12 protein-coding genes and 1 pseudogene are annotated in these 15,812 nt (G+C 75.7%); 6 read left to right on the top strand and 7 right to left on the bottom strand.

Annotation, left to right across the window (positions count from 1 at the left end):
• Positions 1–103: 103 nt before the first annotated feature.
• Positions 104–820, bottom strand: a complete 717-nt coding sequence (locus ACRAKJ_RS27375; protein ID WP_438925680.1) for an SDR family oxidoreductase — start codon at positions 818–820, stop codon at positions 104–106.
• 91 nt (positions 821–911) lie between these two features.
• Between ACRAKJ_RS27375 and ACRAKJ_RS27370 the strand changes: the two genes are divergently transcribed.
• Positions 912–1,805 carry a LysR family transcriptional regulator gene (locus tag ACRAKJ_RS27370; protein WP_438925679.1) on the top strand — a complete coding sequence of 298 codons (894 nt, stop codon included), beginning with the start codon at positions 912–914 and terminating at the stop codon, positions 1,803–1,805.
• On the opposite strand, the gene ACRAKJ_RS27365 is transcribed toward ACRAKJ_RS27370, so the two are convergent.
• The 4 genes from ACRAKJ_RS27365 to ACRAKJ_RS27350 form a co-directional block, all read right to left on the bottom strand.
• Positions 1,731–2,900 (bottom strand): ATP-binding protein, encoded by a 1,170-nt coding sequence (locus ACRAKJ_RS27365; protein ID WP_438925678.1) that lies wholly within the window; start codon positions 2,898–2,900, stop codon positions 1,731–1,733. The two genes, ACRAKJ_RS27370 and ACRAKJ_RS27365, sit on opposite strands and share 75 nt — an antisense overlap.
• Positions 2,893–3,621 (bottom strand): response regulator, encoded by a 729-nt coding sequence (locus ACRAKJ_RS27360; protein ID WP_438925677.1) that lies wholly within the window; start codon positions 3,619–3,621, stop codon positions 2,893–2,895. Before ACRAKJ_RS27360 ends, ACRAKJ_RS27365 begins: the two co-directional genes overlap by 8 nt.
• Positions 3,622–3,752: 131 nt before the next feature.
• A complete protein-coding gene (locus ACRAKJ_RS27355; RefSeq protein WP_438926279.1) occupies positions 3,753–4,973 on the bottom strand; it encodes a serine hydrolase in 1,221 nt (406 codons plus the stop codon).
• Positions 4,974–5,182: 209 nt separating this feature from the next.
• Positions 5,183–5,359 (bottom strand): hypothetical protein, encoded by a 177-nt coding sequence (locus ACRAKJ_RS27350; RefSeq protein WP_438926280.1) that lies wholly within the window; start codon positions 5,357–5,359, stop codon positions 5,183–5,185.
• A gap of 194 nt (positions 5,360–5,553) precedes the next feature.
• Here ACRAKJ_RS27350 and ACRAKJ_RS27345 point away from each other — a divergent pair, with 194 nt between their 5' ends.
• Positions 5,554–8,226 (top strand): hypothetical protein, encoded by a 2,673-nt coding sequence (locus ACRAKJ_RS27345; protein ID WP_438926281.1) that lies wholly within the window; start codon positions 5,554–5,556, stop codon positions 8,224–8,226.
• A 28-nt stretch (positions 8,227–8,254) separates the two neighbouring features.
• Here the strand turns inward: ACRAKJ_RS27345 and ACRAKJ_RS27340 are convergent, their stop codons facing one another.
• Entirely contained in the window at positions 8,255–9,160 is a 906-nt protein-coding gene (locus ACRAKJ_RS27340) for an oxidoreductase (RefSeq protein ID WP_438926282.1), read from the bottom strand.
• 131 nt (positions 9,161–9,291) lie between these two features.
• Here ACRAKJ_RS27340 and ACRAKJ_RS27335 point away from each other — a divergent pair, with 131 nt between their 5' ends.
• The gene (locus tag ACRAKJ_RS27335) at positions 9,292–10,173 is read left to right on the top strand and encodes an MmyB family transcriptional regulator (protein ID WP_438926283.1); all 882 of its coding nucleotides are present in this window, start codon (positions 9,292–9,294) and stop codon (positions 10,171–10,173) included.
• A 30-nt stretch (positions 10,174–10,203) separates the two neighbouring features.
• Here the strand turns inward: ACRAKJ_RS27335 and ACRAKJ_RS27330 are convergent, their stop codons facing one another.
• Positions 10,204–10,572, bottom strand: a complete 369-nt coding sequence (locus tag ACRAKJ_RS27330; protein ID WP_438926284.1) for an alpha/beta hydrolase fold domain-containing protein — start codon at positions 10,570–10,572, stop codon at positions 10,204–10,206.
• Between ACRAKJ_RS27330 and ACRAKJ_RS27325 the strand changes: the two are divergent.
• The 3 genes and pseudogenes from ACRAKJ_RS27325 to ACRAKJ_RS27315 all read left to right on the top strand — a co-directional run bounded on the left by ACRAKJ_RS27325 (position 10,478) and on the right by ACRAKJ_RS27315 (position 15,771).
• Positions 10,478–11,808: pseudogene (locus ACRAKJ_RS27325) on the top strand (SDR family NAD(P)-dependent oxidoreductase). The gene ACRAKJ_RS27330 and the pseudogene ACRAKJ_RS27325 overlap by 95 nt on opposite strands.
• Complete coding sequence (locus ACRAKJ_RS27320; protein ID WP_438926285.1) at positions 11,772–12,035, top strand: hypothetical protein; 264 nt, start codon at positions 11,772–11,774, stop codon at positions 12,033–12,035. Before ACRAKJ_RS27325 ends, ACRAKJ_RS27320 begins: the two are co-directional and overlap by 37 nt.
• A 232-nt stretch (positions 12,036–12,267) precedes the next feature.
• On the top strand, positions 12,268–15,771 hold the full coding sequence (locus ACRAKJ_RS27315; RefSeq protein WP_438926286.1) for an indolepyruvate ferredoxin oxidoreductase family protein: 3,504 nt from the start codon (positions 12,268–12,270) through the stop codon (positions 15,769–15,771).
• The last annotated feature ends 41 nt before the right edge of the window (positions 15,772–15,812 follow it).

Here is a 15,812-nt window from a genome sequence, read left to right as displayed (position 1 = left end):
CGTGCCCGACGCACACGCTCGGCACCGGCGGCGTGTGAAAACGGCTGACCGGGCGGAGTCTTGACCGCGCTCGAACGGCCCAGTTCCGGCATTCGGCCCCGCGTCACCAGGGGACGACGCCCCCGTCGTCGAAGAAGCCGCCGCGCGGTCCGTCGTCCGGCAGGGTGGCGAGCCGGATCGCGACGGCGGCACCCTGCTCGGGCGTCCGGGGCGCGGCGAAGCCGGTGAAGTCGGTCGCGACGTAACCGGGGCAGGCGGCGTTCACGATGACGTTCGTGTCGGCGAGCCGGCGCGCGTACTGGGTCGTGATGCTGTTGAGCATCGACTTCGACGGTGCGTACGCGGCCATCACCGGCCCGGTCCGCAGCGTCAGCGAGCCCATGTTGCTCGACATGTTCACGACGCGCGGCGAGGCCGAACGGCGCAGCAGCGGGAGCATCGCGTTCGTCACCCGGACGACCCCGAACACGTTCGTGTCGAGGACGGTCCGGACGACGTCGAGGTCGAGCGTCGTCGGGTCCTGCGCGCCGCCGTCGAGCCGGCCGGCGATGCCGGCGTTGTTGACGAGCACGTCGAGCCGCCCCGCCGTCCGCTCGACGGTCGCCGCCGCCGCCGCGACGCTGTCGTCGGAGGTGACGTCGAGGGCGACCCCGACCGCGTCGACGCCCTCGGCGCGCAGGCGCTCGACGGCCTCCGCGCGCCTGGCCCCGTCACGCGCGCCCACCGCGACCGTGAAGCCGAGGGCCCCGAGCCCCCGGGCGACGGCGAGACCGATTCCCTTGTTCGCGCCGGTGACCAGCGCGATCTTCTTGTCGTCCACGTGGTCCATGCTCGACGGGGCGCGCGCCCGTGTCCAAGACAGGTCCGGCACCTCCTGATACCCGCCGGGTATCAGTGGGTAGGCTCCGCCCGTGGACGACCTGGAGACCCGCGAGCTGCGCTACTTCGTCGCCGTCGCCGAGGAGCTGCACTTCGGGCGCGCCGCCGACCGGCTCGGGATCGCGCAACCGCCGCTGTCCCGCGCGATCAGCCGGCTGGAGCGGCGGCTCGGCGTCCGGCTCCTCGACCGGGACCGCCGCGGGACCGCGCTCACCGACGCCGGCGCGGTGCTGCTCCGCGAGGCCCGGACCGCCCTCGACGCGGTCGCCGCCGCCGCGCGCCGGACGCGCCGCGCCGGGGACGCGGAGCGACCGCTGGTGCTCGTGACGAAGGCCGGGGCGTCCTACGAGCTGCTGCAACGGCTGCTCGACGCGGTCGCGCGCGAACCCGGTGCGCCACCGGTCGAGGTGCTGCTGTGCGAGGTCGGCGAACAGGCGCGGGCGCTGCGCGACGGGCGCGCCGACGTGGCGATCATGCACCGGCCGGTCGACGACCTCGCCGGGTTCGACACCGAGGACCTCTGCGTGGAGGGCCAGGTCGCGCTCCTGCCCGCGAGGCACCCGCTCGCCTCGCGCGACCGGCTCACCCTGGCGGAGGTCGGCGACGTGCCGGACCTGCCGATCGCCCGGTGGCCCCGGCTCGACGGGTCCTACCCGGACGGACCGGGACCGGAGGTGCGCACCCAGTCGCAGCTCGCCCAGCTCGTGGCGCTCGGCAAGGCGCTGCTCGTCATCCCCGCCTCCAGCCGCGCCTGGCAGTGGCCCGACCACGTCGCGGTGCCCGTGGTCGACGCGCCGGACATCACCACGGTGATCGCGTGGCCCTCGGGCAGCCGCTCACCGGCGATCACGTCACTCGTCCGCTCGGCCACCGCGCTCCGCACCGCGACGGCGCCCCGACGTGCCCACCGCGGCTCCGCGGGGTGAGGTCCCCGGCTCCCCGGGCGGCGCCGGGAGCCCGATCGTGACGAGGAGGCCACCGGCGGGGCGGGGCGCGAGGTCGAGGGTGCCGTCGTGCGCCTGGACGACGCTGCGCACGATGGCCAGCCCGAGGCCGACGCCGGCGTGCTCGTCGGTACGCGTGCGCCCCGTCCCGCGCCGGAAGGGTTCGGTGAGGGGCGGCACCAGCTCCGGCGGCAGCGGGTGGCCGGTGTTCTCGACCCGCAGCACGCCCACGCCGTGCCCCGTTCCGGTGTGGACGGTCGCGGTGCCGCCGGCGGGGAGGTTGTGCACGACGGCGTTCTGGACGAGGTTCGTCACCACCCGCAGCAGGAGCGCCGGGGAGCCGGCGGCCCACGCCGTCCCGCCGGTGACGTCGAGCGCGACCCCGCGCCGCTCGGCGAGGGGCAGCAGCGTCTCGACGGCCTCCTCGGCGAGGAGGGAGAGGTCGACGGGCTCGCGGGCGAAGCCCCCGCGGTCGCCCCGGCTGAGCACCAGCAGGGCCTCGGTGAGGTCGATCGCCCGCCTGGTGGCGGTGTGCAGGCGTTCGACGAGCTCGTCCCGGTCCCCGGTGGGGTCGTCGCGGGCGACGTCGAGGAGCGCCTGCGAGATGGCCAGCGGGGTGCGCAGCTCGTGGGAGGCGTTGGCGGCGAACCTCCGCTGCTCGGCGACGTGCGCTTCGAGCCGCGCGAGCATGGCGTCGAAGGCGTCGGCCAGCTCGCGGAACTCGTCCGCGCGGCCCGGCAGCCGGACCCGGTGGGAGAGCGACCCGTCCCCGGCCCGGCGCGTGGCGTCGGTGATGCGGGTCAGCGGGGTGAGCACGCGGCCGGCGAGGAACCAGCCCCCCACGAGCCCGAACACCAGCAGGAACACCAGCGCGGTGGCCAGGAACGGCACGAAGGCGCGCACGATGGCGTAGCGGTTGATCTGGAAGTCGTCGGTGGCGTGGACCGCGTCGTCGGGCAGGCCCCGCAGGTAGAAGAGCACCCCGGCGGCGAGCAGCAGGGTGCACGCGAGCACCAGGAACCCGGCGTAGCTGAGGGTGAGCTTGAGGCGGACGCTCGGACCGGGCCGCCTACCCACGGTCCGCCGCTCCCCGCCCGGTGTCCCCGTGCCCGGTGTCCCCGTGCCCGGTTCCCCCGTGCCCGGTGTCGATGCGGTAGCCGACGCCGGGCACGGTGGCGATGACCCAGGGCTCGCCGAGGCGCTTGCGCAGCGCCGAGACGGTGATGCGCACCGCGTTGGTGAACGGGTCGGCGTTCTCGTCCCAGGCCCGTTCCAGCAGCTCCTCGGCGCTGACGACACCGCCCTCGGCGGCGACGAGGACTTCGAGCACCGCGAACTGCTTGCGGGTGAGCGCGACGTAGCGGCCGGCGCGGTGGACCTCGCGGCGGAACGGGTCCAGCCGCAGGTCCGCGACCTCCCGCACCGGTGGCCTGCGGTGGGCGCGCCTGCGGTCGAGCGCCCTGAGCCTGAGCACCAGCTCCCGCAGCTCGAAGGGCTTGGTGAGGTAGTCGTCGGCGCCCAGCCCGAAACCGGACGCCTTGTCGTCGATCCGGTCGGCGGCGGTGAGCATGAGGATCGGCATTCCGCTGCCGGAGGCGACGATGCGCCGGGCGACCTCGTCACCGGAGGGGCCGGGGATGTCGCGGTCGAGCACGGCGATGTCGTAGGAGTTGACGCCCAGCAGCTCCAGGGCGGTGTCGCCGTCGCCCGCGACGTCGGCCGCGATCGCCGCCAGCCGGAGGCCGTCGCGCACGGCCTCGGCCAGGTGGGGTTCGTCCTCCACGACCAGCACGCGCATGCCCGGAGGGTAGGCGGCGCGGCATATCGCCCGCGTATGCGGATCGGACGCGCCCGCGCCCGGTCCGGCGGTGGTCGGACCGGGCGCGGTCCGGCGGTGGCCGTCCGCGCCCGGTCCGGCGGTGGCCGCGCTCAGCCGCCGCCCGGCGGGTCCAGCTCCACGCCCGTGACGGCCTCGGTCTCCGCGATGCCCATCTCCAGCAGCGGGAAGTCGTCGTAGTTGGCGAGGACGACGCCGACCCACCCCGTGTCCGGGTAGACGGTCCAGGTGGCGCCGCCGCCCCCGGTTCCGCCGCCGCGCCCGATCGTCCACTGGTCGCCGACGATGGAGATCGGCATCGTGTACCCCCGGTACGAGGTGGGGTCGTGACCGGGGAGCTTGGGCCCGGTGAACAGGTCGGCGTACGGGCGGGCCAGCAGCGTGCCGTCGTGCAGCGCGGTCGCGAACCGCACCAGGTCCGGCGCGGTGGCGAAACCGTCGCCCGAGGCGTTGCCGATGAAGGCGCGGGCCGGGTTCCGGCCCTCGATGTGCGGGTTCACGGAGCCCTTGTCCAGGTTGCGGACGGCGTCCACCCGGCTGCCGTCGGCCTGGCGCATGTACGGGTGCGCGATGTGCTCGTCGGTGAGCCACCGGTCCCTGGTGTAGTACCCCGAGCCGGTCATGCCGCAGCGCGCGAAGACGTGCTCGTGCACGTAGTCCCAGAACGTCGTGCCGGACACGGCCTCCACGACCTGCGCGGCGATGGACAGGCCGACGCCGCCGCCGGGTCGGTGGCCGTTCTCGCTGTCGGCCGAGCCGGGGACGGCCACCAGCTCCGCCTGCCGCGCCCAGTGCCGGTCGTGCTCGTGCACCTCCTCCCTGCTGTGGAAGACGCGATCCCGGTCCGGCATCGGGGCGTCCAGCCCGGAGGTGCTGGTGAGCAGGTGGTGGAGGGTCACCTGCTCGGCGATCCCCTCGGCGAAGCCCGTCAGGTGCGCGCCCACCGCGTCCGACAGCGCCAGCCTGCCCTGCTGCACCAACTGGAGGACGGCCACCGCGAGGAACGGTTGGCTCGCCGAGGAGAGGGTGAACGCGATGTCCTCGTGGTTGCGGACCCCCCTTTCCCGGTCGGCCATCCCGTAGCTGCGCGACAGCACGGTCCGGCCCCGGTGCGACAGCAGCACCACGCCGGAGAACCGGTCCTCGGCGGCCAGTCCCGCCACGTACCGGTCGTAGGCCCCGCCGGGCCGCGTGTCCAACGGGATCGGGCCGTGCCCGCGCCCGTGGTCGTGTTCGTTCCCGGGCTGCCCGGGCGCGGCGTGGCCGAGCCCGGTGCCCACCAGCGGCGCACCGGCCGCCACGCCGGCCGCCATCAGGCCACCCCACCCGAGCAGTCGTCGTCGGTCGACACCACGTGCGGAACCAGGGTCCACGATCACCGTCCTCTCCCGATCGGCGGACCGACCCGCGCCACCCGTGCGGTCGCGCCGCGGTCCGTGCCCCCACCGAAGACCCGGGACGGTTGCGGCGGCGTATGCGGTTTCCCATACGCCCGCGATACGCACGCCCGGCGACACCGGCCTCAGTGCCGGACCAGGTCGACGTCGACCAGCGACGACCGGTGCAGGCGGGCGACGTCGGGGATCGGCGTCCACACCGACTCGGCGGTCTCCCCGTTCGGCTGGGGCCGCGGCTCGCCGCCGGTGGGCCGGACCCGGTGGAAGACACCGACGTCCTGGTGCGGGAGCGGGCCGGGCACGCGGCGTTCGGCCGCCGGGCACGGGCGGAGCCCTCCCGCGGGGTGCACTTTCGGGACGTCTTCGCGCCGGCGGTCCGCAACAGTTTCGACAACGCTTGTGGCGCGGCGACCGGCCCCGCTAGAACTGGTCGGCCGTCGCTCGACCCCGAGGGGGATCGCACATGCGCTTGACGACACTCCTGTTACCCGCCTTGGTGGTAACCGCTCTCACGACACCGGTCGCGGCGACGGCCCAGGTCCTGCGGGCACCCGACTCGCCGCCGCCGGGGTGGGCGGTCAGCGGCGAGCGGCTGGCGTGGACGGCGCCCGCCCCGGTCCCGCCGGGCGGCGCCGCGGTCGAGTTCTGGGACGGCGACCGGCTGCTGGGCGTGCCGCGCCCGTCCGCCGACCTGCGCACCTACACCCTGGACGCGGACGGGGTCGGCGACGTCGACGGGCTCCAGGTGCGGCTGTCGGGCAGGCGGCTGGACGCCGAGGAACCCGCGGCACCGCCGGTCGCGGCGAACGCGACACCGCCCGCGCTGCTCCCGGCCGGCGCCACCGACCCCGGCGTGCCCGGCCCGTTCGCCACGCGCACGGGGGACTACGCGCTGGACCCCGTCACCGTGCCCGGCTACCCGGTCCCGCTGGAGATGGAGGCCGTGGTCGTCGCGCCGACCGACGCGCCGGGCAGGCGCCCGCTGGCGCTGTTCCTGCACGGCAGGCACATCACCTGCTACGACGGCACCACGATGCTGCTGGACTGGCCCTGCCCGGCCTCCGCCACGTCGGTGCCGAGCCACCGCGGCTACCTCCAGTCGCAACGGCTGCTCGCCTCGCAGGGCTACGTGACGGTGTCCGTGTCGGCCAACGCCGTCAACGCCCACGACACGCTCGACTTCGAGGCCGGCGCGGGCGCGCGGTCGGCGCTGGTCCGCGCCCACCTGGCCAGGTGGGCGGACTGGGCGGGCGCCGGTCGGGGATCGGCCCCCGACGTCGTCCGCGCCGCGCCCGTCGCGGACCTGGGCCGGGTGTTCCTGGTCGGGCACTCCCGCGGCGGCGAGGGAGTCAACCGCGCCGCGGTCGACAGCCTCTCCCCGGCCCCCGGCGACGCCCCGGTGCGCTGGAACGTCAAGGGCACCCTGCTCATCGGCCCGACGATCTTCGGGCACAACCCCGCGCCGGACGTGCCGTCGGTGACGATCCTGCCCGGCTGCGACGGCGACGTGTCCGACCTCCAGGGCCAGCTGTTCGTGGACGCGACCCGCGGCGTGAGCCGGGGGACCGCGCTGCACAGCGCGCTGTACTTCGTCGGCGCCAACCACAACTACTTCAACACCGAGTGGACGCCCGGCCAGGCGCAGGCCCCGGCGTCCGACGACTTCCGCTCCCCGCCCGACGACGCGGTGTGCTCGCCGGGCACCGCCACCCGGCTCACGGCCGAGCAGCAGCAGACCGCGGGCGCGACCTACGTCGCCGCGGCGGCGCGCCTGTTCGTCGAGGGCGACCGGCGGGTGCTGCCGCTGCTCGACGGCTCGGGCGTCCGCGCCCCCTCGGCCGACCCGGCGCGCGTGCTCGCCCACGCGGTCGGCGGCGCGCGGTCCCCGTTCGTCGTGCCCGACGAGGCGACCTCGGCGGGCGGGTCCGCGAGGGTGTGCGCGCAGGTCTCGGCCGACCCGGCCGCGGCGTGCGTCGACCCGGCCGCCACCCGACCCTCGCCGCACTTCGTCCGCTTCAACCGCGTGGTGCCCGAGTCGGGCCGGTTCGCCGTGGCGCTGCGGTGGACCGCGGACGGGCAGGCCGCGACCGCGCGCCCCGGCTCGCCGGTGTCCCTGGCGGGGGCGCGGCACCTCGCGCTGAGGCTGGTCGTGCCGCCGAACACCACCGGCACCCGCTTCGACGTGGCCGTCACCGACGCGACCGGGCGCCGCGCGCCGCTGGGGTCGGTGACGCTCGACGGGCTGCCCGCCACCGAGCGGTTGTCCGCCCGCTGGGCGCAGGAGGTCCGCGTGCCGCTGCCGTCGCGCGGGATCGACCTGCGCCGCGTCGCCGGGCTGGAACTGGTCCCGCACGGCGGTTCCGGTGAGGCGTGGCTCGTCGACGCCCACGGTTGGGCGCCCGGCCTGCCGGACCCGCGCCCGGTGGCGCTCCCGCGCGTCGACGTGGGCGCGCTGACCACCGAGGAGGGCGACTCCGGCACGCGGACCGTCCGGTTCCCGGTCTCGGTCACGGGTGACGGCGCGGGCTCCGTGCGGGTGTTCGTCCAGGACGAGGACGGCCGCGCGTACACCGAGCGGCTGGTGGCGGTCCAGCCGGGGCAGCACGAGGTCGAACTCCCGGTGCAGGTCACCGGCAACACCCGCTGGAGCTTCGACCTGAAGCGCGTGGTGCTGGCCAAGGCCGTGCGCGGCGCGGTCGTCGGCCACTACACGAACAGGCTGACGGTGCCGAACGACGACCCGGAGCCGACCCTCACCGCCACGCCGGTCACCGACTCGGTCACCGAGGGCGGCACCCTGACCTGGCGGGTGGCGCTGTCCTCGCCGACCGACTCGAACTACACGGTCGCGGGCCGGCCGGTCGCCCCGGAGGGGGTCGAGCTGTCCACCACGGACGTCGACGAGACGTGGTTCCGCCAACGCGTCTCCCGGGAGGAGCCGCTGCCCTCGCGGCCGCTGTCGACCACCGGGTTGCAGGTGACCGCCTACTTCCAGCGCGGTGAGGTCACCAAGGACGTGTCCGTGCTGACGGCGGCCGACGCGGAGGTCGAGCAGGTCGAGCGCATCCGCTTCGACCTGGCGTCGCGCAACCCGGGTTCCGTCGGCGTCACGGTCGTCGGCGCGGTCACCGACGGCACGGTCACCGACGGCGCGCCGACCGGCGGGTGACCGCCGACCGACAGCGCGCCCGCCGGGTTCAGGGGTAGCTGACGCCGGTCAGCTCCTCGGCCACCGCCCAGAGCCGCCTGCCGACGTCCGGGTCGGTCGCCTCCCGGCCGAACCGGGCCCGGGCGACGCCGCCCCGCGCCTCCCAGGGCCCGGACGGCCCGAAGAACTCGCCGCCCCGCACACCGGTCCCGGTCGCGGCGCGCAGCTGCGGCAGCGCGCCGCGCTCGACCGGCTGGGTGACCAGCAGGCCGACCGCCGCGATCGACCGGCCCAGCCGGCCCCGGTGCTCCCAGGCGCGCGGGGTCAGGTTGGTGCGGGTGAGGCCGGGGTGGGCCAGCACGCCGGCGACCGGCGACCCGGCGGCGCGCAGGCGGCGGTCCAGCTCGACGCCGAGGACCGTGGTGGCGAGCTTGGACCGGCCGTAGGCGGTGGCGGCCCGGTAGCCGCGCTCGGACATCAGGTCGTCGAAGTCGAGGTGCGCGTTGCGGTGGGTGATCGAGCTGAGGCCGACCACGCGGGCCCCCCGCCCCGCGGCCAGGGCGTCGAGCAGCAGGCCGGTCAACGCGAAGTGGCCCAGCGCGTTGGTGGCGAAGTGCAGCTCGAAGCCGTCGACGGTCGTGCGGCGCGGGCCGAGCAGGACCACGCCGGCGTTGTTGACCAGCAGGTCGATCGCCGGGTGGTCGGCGACCAGCCCGGCGGCGAACGCGCGCACCGAGCCGAGGGAGGCCAGGTCCAGCTCCCGCACCTCGGTGCCGCCGCCGATCCGGTGGGCGACCCGCCCGCCGGCGGCGGTGTCGCGGACGGCGAGCACGACGTGGGCGCCGCGCCGGGCCAGTTCGGTGGCGGTGACCAGGCCGAGGCCCGAGTTCGCGCCGGTCACGACGGCGACCCGACCGCGCTGGTCGGGGATGTGGTCGGCGGTCCATCCGGTCATCTGCTGCTCCTGGGGGTGTCGGCGTGCTGCGCCACCGACGCTAGGAGCGATCCGGCGCGGTTCGGTCGGCCCCGCCTGCCCGGGTCCGCCAGACCTACCCAGGGCGCCGGCCGGGGCGGCACACTCGGGGCATGGGCAGCAGTCACCCGCACGCTCGGGAACTCGGCGACTTCCTGCGCGCCCGGCGCGCCCGGCTGCACCCGCGCGACGTCGGGTTGGAGCCCGGCGGCCGGCGCAAGGTCGTCGGGCTGCGGCGCGAGGAACTGGCCCTGCTGGCCGGGTTGAGCACCGACTACTACCAGCGGATCGAGCAGGGCCGGGAGGTGCGCCCGTCCGACGACGTCCTGGACGCGATCGCCGGCGCGCTCGGCCTCGACGACGAGGAGCGCCGGCACCTGTTCACCCTTGCCCGCGCCGCCCGCCGCCCGGTGCCCACCCGGGTGGACCGCGCCCCGGAACGGGTGCCCCGCAGCACGCGCCGGCTGCTGCGGGTGGTGGACACCCCGGCGGTCGTGCTGGGCAGGCACCTCGACCTGCTGGACTGGAACCCGATGGCGGAGGCGCTGCTCGGCGACCCGGGCGACCTCCCGCCCGACCGGCTCAACATGCTCCTGCTGCTGTTCGACGACACCGCGACCGGCGGCCGGAGCTGCCCGGACTGGGAGCGGCAGGCCCTGGAGTACATCGGCATGATGCGCGCCGCCGTCGCCGCCGACCCCACCCACCCCCGCGCCACCGCGGTCATCGGCGAGCTGAGCATCCGCAGCGCCGAGTTCCGCCGGCTGTGGGCCCTGCACGACGTGCGCGAGTCGGTCAGCGGCACCAAGACCTTCCACGTGCCCGGCGTCGGCGACATCACCCTGGACTGGGACACCTACCCGCTGCCCGGCGACCCCGGCCCGTTCCTGCTCGTCTTCACCACCGAACCGGGCAGCCCCGACGCCGACCGCCTGCGGCTCCTGGCGTCGCTGCACGCCACCCGCTCCGCGTCCGCCGACCGGCACCCGTCCTGACGACCGGGCACGTGCGCTGAACAGCCCGGCCTACGCGTCGGCGTGGGCGTCGGCGGACAGGAGCCGGGCGAGCCAGTCGGTGCGGGTCCGGCGGGCCGTGGCCGAGATGCGCGCCCGGGGGTACAGGGCGTCGAAGCCGTGGAAGCCGCCCGCCCGGACGTGCAGCTCGGCCTGGCCGCCGGCCGCCCGGACGCGGGTGGCGTAGTCGGTGTCCTCGTCGCGGAAGACCTCGGCGGAGCCGGTGTCGACGTAGGTGGCCGGCAGGCCCGAGAGGTCGTCGGCCGGCGCGGGGGAGATGTAGTCGGTGACCTCGTCGTCGCGGAGGTCGCCGAGGACGGCGTGCCGGCCGAACTCGTTCCGCGACGTGCTGGCCCGGCACGTCCGCCCCGACTGGGGCACCGCCGTCGACGGCGTCCTCATCTCGCGGGTCGACCGGGCGGACCCGCCGACGCCGTCGATGACCGGCACGGTCCTCGCGGTCATCGCCCAGGGCGCCAAGCGCCTCGCCCTGGGCGACCGGGTTCACGAGTACGGCCCCGGGCAGTACCTGGTCGCCTCCGTGGACCTGCCCGTCACCGGGCAGTTCACCGGGGTGGAGCCCGGCCGGCCCGCCCCCGGCTTCGGCCTCGTGCTGGAACCCGCCGCCGTCGCCGAACTGCTGCTCCAGGCCGGTCCGGGGGACGTCCCCCGGACCGGCGAGGGCGTTCCGCCGGGGATCGCGGTCAGCGACGCGTCCGCCGAGCTGCTCGACGCGGTGGTCCGCCTGCTGCGCCTGCTCGACCGGCCCCGCGACCGGGCCGTGCCGGCGCCGCTGGTCAAGCGCGAGATCCTGTGGCGGCTGATCACCGGCGAGCAGGGGGCGACGGTCCGCCGGCTCGGCCTGCCCGACAGCGGCCTCAGCCACGTCTCGCGGGCCGTGCGCTGGATCCGGGAGCACTACGCGCAGCCGTTCCGGGTCGAGGACGTGGCGCGCATGTCCGGCATGAGCCCCTCCGCCTTCTACCGCAACTTCCAGGCGGTGACCGCGATGAGCCCCATCCAGTTCCGGAAGCAGATCCGCCTCCAGGAGGCCCGGCTGCTGCTCGCCACCCACCCGGGCGACGTCACCGGCGTCGGCCGGCGCGTCGGCTGCGACAACCCGTCGCAGTTCAGCCGCGAGTACCGCCGCCGGTTCGGCGCGCCCCCGAGCCAGGACGCGGCCCGCCTGCGGGACGCCATGAAGACGGTCCTGATCACCGGCACCTCCTCCGGCTACGGGCGGGAGACCGCCCTGCACCTCCACGACCGGGGCTGGAACGTCGTCGCCGGGATGCGCACCCCGAGCCCGGACGTCCTCCCCGCGTCGGACCGGCTGCGCGTCGTCCGGCTCGACGTGACCGACCCCGACGGCATCGCCGCCGCGGTCGAAGCGGCGGGCCCGTCGACGTCCTGGTCAACAACGCGGGCGTCCCGTCGATCGGCGTGTTCGAGGGCACCCCCGTGACGCGCGTGCGGGAGGTGTCCGAGGTCAACACGTTCGGCGTGATGGCGACGACCCGGGCCGTGCTGCCGCTGTTCCGCGAGCGCGGCTCCGGCGTGGTGGTCAACGTGACTCCAGCGTGCGGGCGAAGACGGTCGAGCCGGGCGCCTGCCTGACGACGAACTTCGGGGCCAGGGCGACCGGCGGCGCCCCGGTGGGCGAGCTGGTCCCGGCGCCCTGCGCGCCGTGGGCGGAGAAGGCGGTGAGCGCCTTCACGAGCCAGGAACTGTTCACTCGGGAGAGTGAGGTCGCCGAGGCGGTGTGGCGGGCCGCGCACGACACGACGGGCCAGCTCCGGTTCCCGGCCGGTCCCGACGCCCTCTGGCTCGCCCGGGCGAGGTGACCGACCCGCTGTCCCGTCCGGGGCCGGGGTCCGGCCGGGCGGTGCACCGTCCACAACGGACTCGGCCCGGTCCGGACCGGACCGTTGCGCCACCGGTCCAGTCCCGACCGCGCGAACAGCGCCCGTGGTCCAGCTTTTCCGGAATCCTTCGCGCTTCCGCCCCGCCCCGCACGCGGTCGTGGCACCCTTGATCGACATCACCACCACGACGCGCGCAGGAGGGGATTCCGCGATGAGCGCGACCCTGGATACACCGGGGGCCGCCCCGGGGGTGGCGCCGACCGCACCCGGCCCGGCGTCCTTCTCGCTGGACGACCGCTACCTGGCCGAGGACGGGCGGGTGTACCTGACCGGCGTGCAGGCCCTGGTCCGCGTGCTGCTCGACCGGCAGCGGCACGACGACCGCCGGGGGCACCGGGGATCGCTGTACGTCACCGGGTACGAGGGCTCCCCCCTCGCCGGCTACGACCTGGAGATCGCCCGGCGCCGGGAGCTGATGGACGCGCACCGCGTCGTGCACGCCCCCGCGCTCAACGAGGAGCTGGCCGCGACGGCGCTGGCCGGGACGCAGCTCGCCGGGCAGGTCGCCGACCTGAACACCGACGGGGTGACGGGTTTCTGGTACGGCAAGGCGCCGGGCCTGGACCGCGCCACCGACGCCATCCGGCACGCCGCGATGATCGGCACCTCGCCCCGGGGCGGGGTGGTCGCGCTGGTCGGCGACGACCCGGCCGCGAAGTCGTCCAGCGTCCCCGGCTCGTCCGAACCGGCGTTGGCGGACCTGCAGCTGCCGACCTTCTACCCGGCCGACCCGGACGAGGTGCTCCGGTTCGGGTTCCACGCCGTCGAGCTGTCCCGGGCGAGCGGGCTGTGGACGGCGGTGAAGGTCGTCACCAACGTCGCCGACGGCGCCTCCTCGGCCGAGGTGACGCCCCGGTGGACCCCGCCGGACCTGTCCGACCTGCCCGGCGGCCTGCGCGCCTACTCCCACGTGCCGCACGCGCGGCTGCTGGGCCGGGACCTCGCCGGGCTGGAGCGCGGTTTCCAGCAGGTCCGCCTGCCCATCGCCCTGGAGTACCTGCGCCGCAGCGGCGTCAACCGCGTCCTGGGCGCCACCGGCCGCGCGCGGGTCGGGATCGTCGCCGCCGGCAAGACCTACCTCGACGTGCGGCAGGCGCTGGACTCGCTCGGGCTGGGAGAGGCGGACCTGGTCCGCCTGGGCGTCCGGCTGCTCAAGCTGGGCGCGATCATCCCGGTGGAGCCGACGATCGTGCGCGAGTTCGCCGAGGGGCTCGACGAGATCGTCGTGGTCGAGGACAAGCGCGCCTTCCTGGAGGTCGCCGTGCGCGACGTCCTCTACGGCACCGCCGCCGCCCCGGTGGTGGTCGGCAAGCGCGACCCGCACGGGGCGCGCCTGTTCAGCGACATCGGGGAGCTGGACCCCGACCTGGTCGCGACGGGCCTGGCCAGGCGGCTGCGCGACCTCGGCGGCTTCGGGCCGCTGCGCTCCCGCGCCGAGCGCGAGCCCCGGGAGCGGATCTCGCTCCCCCTCGCGGTGCGGTCGCCGTACTTCTGCTCCGGCTGCCCGCACAACTCGTCCACCAAACCGCCGGAGGGCGCGCTGGTCGGCGGCGGGATCGGCTGCCACGCGATGGTGCTGATGATGCCGGAGGAACAGGTCGGCAAGGTCACGGGCCTGACCCAGATGGGCGGCGAGGGCGGCCACTGGATCGGCATGGCCCCGTTCGTCGAGCAGCGGCACTTCCTCCAGAACCTCGGCGACGGCACGTTCGCGCACTCCGGCAGCCTGGCCATCCGGGCCGCCGTCGCCGCGGGCGTCCCGATCACCTACAAGGTCCTGTTCAACGCCACGGTCGCGATGACCGGCGGGCAGGACGCGGTGGGCGGCGGCGACCTCGCCCGGCTCGTCGCGACCGTGCTGGCCGAGGACGTGACCCGGGTCGTCGTCACCACCGAGCAGCCGGCGCGGGTCCGCAAGTCCCTGCGCCGCCGGGGGATCGGCGTCCGGGGCCGGGTCTCGGTGCGCCACCGCGACGACCTGCTCGACGTGCAGACCGAACTCGCGGGGCAGCCCGGCGTCACCGTGCTGGTCCACGACCAGGAGTGCGCCGCCGAGAAGCGCCGCAAGCGCAAGCGGGGCACCCTGCCCACCCCGACCACCAAGGTGCTGATCAACGAGCGGGTGTGCGAGGGCTGCGGTGACTGCGGCCGCAAGTCCAACTGCCTGTCGGTGCGCCCGGTGGACACCGGGTACGGCCGCAAGACCCGCATCCACCAGTCCTCCTGCAACCTCGACTACTCCTGCCTGGACGGGGACTGCCCCTCGTTCGTCACCGTCACCCCCGCGGCGCGGCGCGTCGCGAAGCGCGTCCCGGTCGACGTGGGGCCGCTGCCGGACCCCGTCCTGCGCGTCCCGACCGACGACTACCGCCTGCGCGTCAGCGGGGTCGGCGGCACCGGCGTGGTCACCGTCGCCCAGGTCCTCGCCACCGCCGCCGCGATCGAGGGCCGCCACGTCCGCACCCTCGACCAGACCGGCCTGGCGCAGAAGGGCGGCGCGGTCGTCTCCGACGTCAAGGTGAGCACCACCGCCACCGACCGCGCGGCCAAGCTCGCCGGGGGCGAGTGCGACCTCTACCTCGGGTGCGACTCCCTGGTGGCCACCGACCCCGAGCGGATGACCGTCACCGACCCCCGGCGCACGATTGCCGTCGTCTCCACCGCCGAGGTGCCGACCGGGCACATGGTCGTCGACCCGACCGCGTCCTTCCCGGACCAGGACCGCATCCGCTCCGCGCTCGACGGGCGCGTCGCCCGGGTGCACTACCTGGCCGCCGACGAGCTGTCCCAGCGGTTGTTCGGCGACGAGCAGTTCGCCAACATGCTGCTGGTCGGGGCCGCGTTCCAGGCGGGCGGCATCCCCCTGCCCGCCGAGGCCCTCGAAGGGGCGATCCGGCTCAACGGCACCCGGGTGGACGCGAACCTGGCGGCCTTCCGCCACGGCCGCCGCCTCGTCGCCGAGGCCGACCGGCCCGACCGGCCCGCCGGGCACGACGAGCCCGGGGCCGACGAGCCGGCGGACCTGGACGAGCTGGTCGCGCGCCGCACCGCCGAGCTGACCGCGTACCAGGACGAGCGGTACGCCGGGAGGTACGCCGCGTTCGTCGACGAGGTCCGCGCCCGCGAGGAGCTGGCCGTCCCCGGCAGCACCGGGCTCGCCGACGCCGTCGCCCGGCACCTCTTCAAGCTGATGGCGTACAAGGACGAGTACGAGGTCGCCCGGCTGTCGCTGGACCCGTCGCTGGAGGACTCGGTCCGCGACCAGTTCGGCGAGGGCGCCACGATCCGCTACCGCCTGCACCCGCCGGTGCTGCGCGCCCTCGGGATGAAGCGCAAGATCGCCCTCGGCCCGTGGGTCAGGCCCGTCTTCCGCGCCCTGCGCGCGATGCGCCGCCTGCGCGGGACCGCCTTCGACCCGTTCGGCGTCGCCCGCGTCCGCCGGGTCGAGCGCGCACTCGTCGAGGAGTACCGCGACGCGGTGCGCTCCGCGCTCGACCACCTCGACGCCGGGACGCTGCCGGTCGCCGTCGCCCTCGCCGGGCTGCCGGACGAGGTCCGCGGCTACGAGCACGTCAAGCTCGCCTCGGTCGAGCGCTACCGGACCCGCCTCGCGGAGCTGCGCCGCGAGCTGGCCGCCCACCCGGTGGCGGGCTGACGCGGGCACCGCCCACGCCGGCCCACCCGGGCGGGCGACCG

The organism is Saccharothrix sp. DSM 118769, from assembly GCF_052936295.1.
Note: the sequence above shows the minus strand (reverse complement) of the source record. Positions and strands in the feature narration are given on the sequence as shown.

What these genes read in the sequence shown, in the direction of transcription:
- ACRAKJ_RS27360 (WP_438925677.1), bottom strand. Translation starts at nt 3,621, where the DNA reads ATGCGCGTGCTGGTCGTGGAGGACGAACCCCACCTGGCCGAGGCCGTG.
- ACRAKJ_RS27355 (WP_438926279.1), bottom strand. Translation starts at nt 4,973, where the DNA reads ATGGCGGCCGGCGTGGCGGCCGGTGCGCCGCTGGTGGGCACCGGGCTC.
- ACRAKJ_RS27340 (WP_438926282.1), bottom strand. Translation starts at nt 9,160, where the DNA reads ATGACCGGATGGACCGCCGACCACATCCCCGACCAGCGCGGTCGGGTC.
- ACRAKJ_RS27335 (WP_438926283.1), top strand. Translation starts at nt 9,292, where the DNA reads ATGGGCAGCAGTCACCCGCACGCTCGGGAACTCGGCGACTTCCTGCGC.
- ACRAKJ_RS27315 (WP_438926286.1), top strand. Translation starts at nt 12,268, where the DNA reads ATGAGCGCGACCCTGGATACACCGGGGGCCGCCCCGGGGGTGGCGCCG.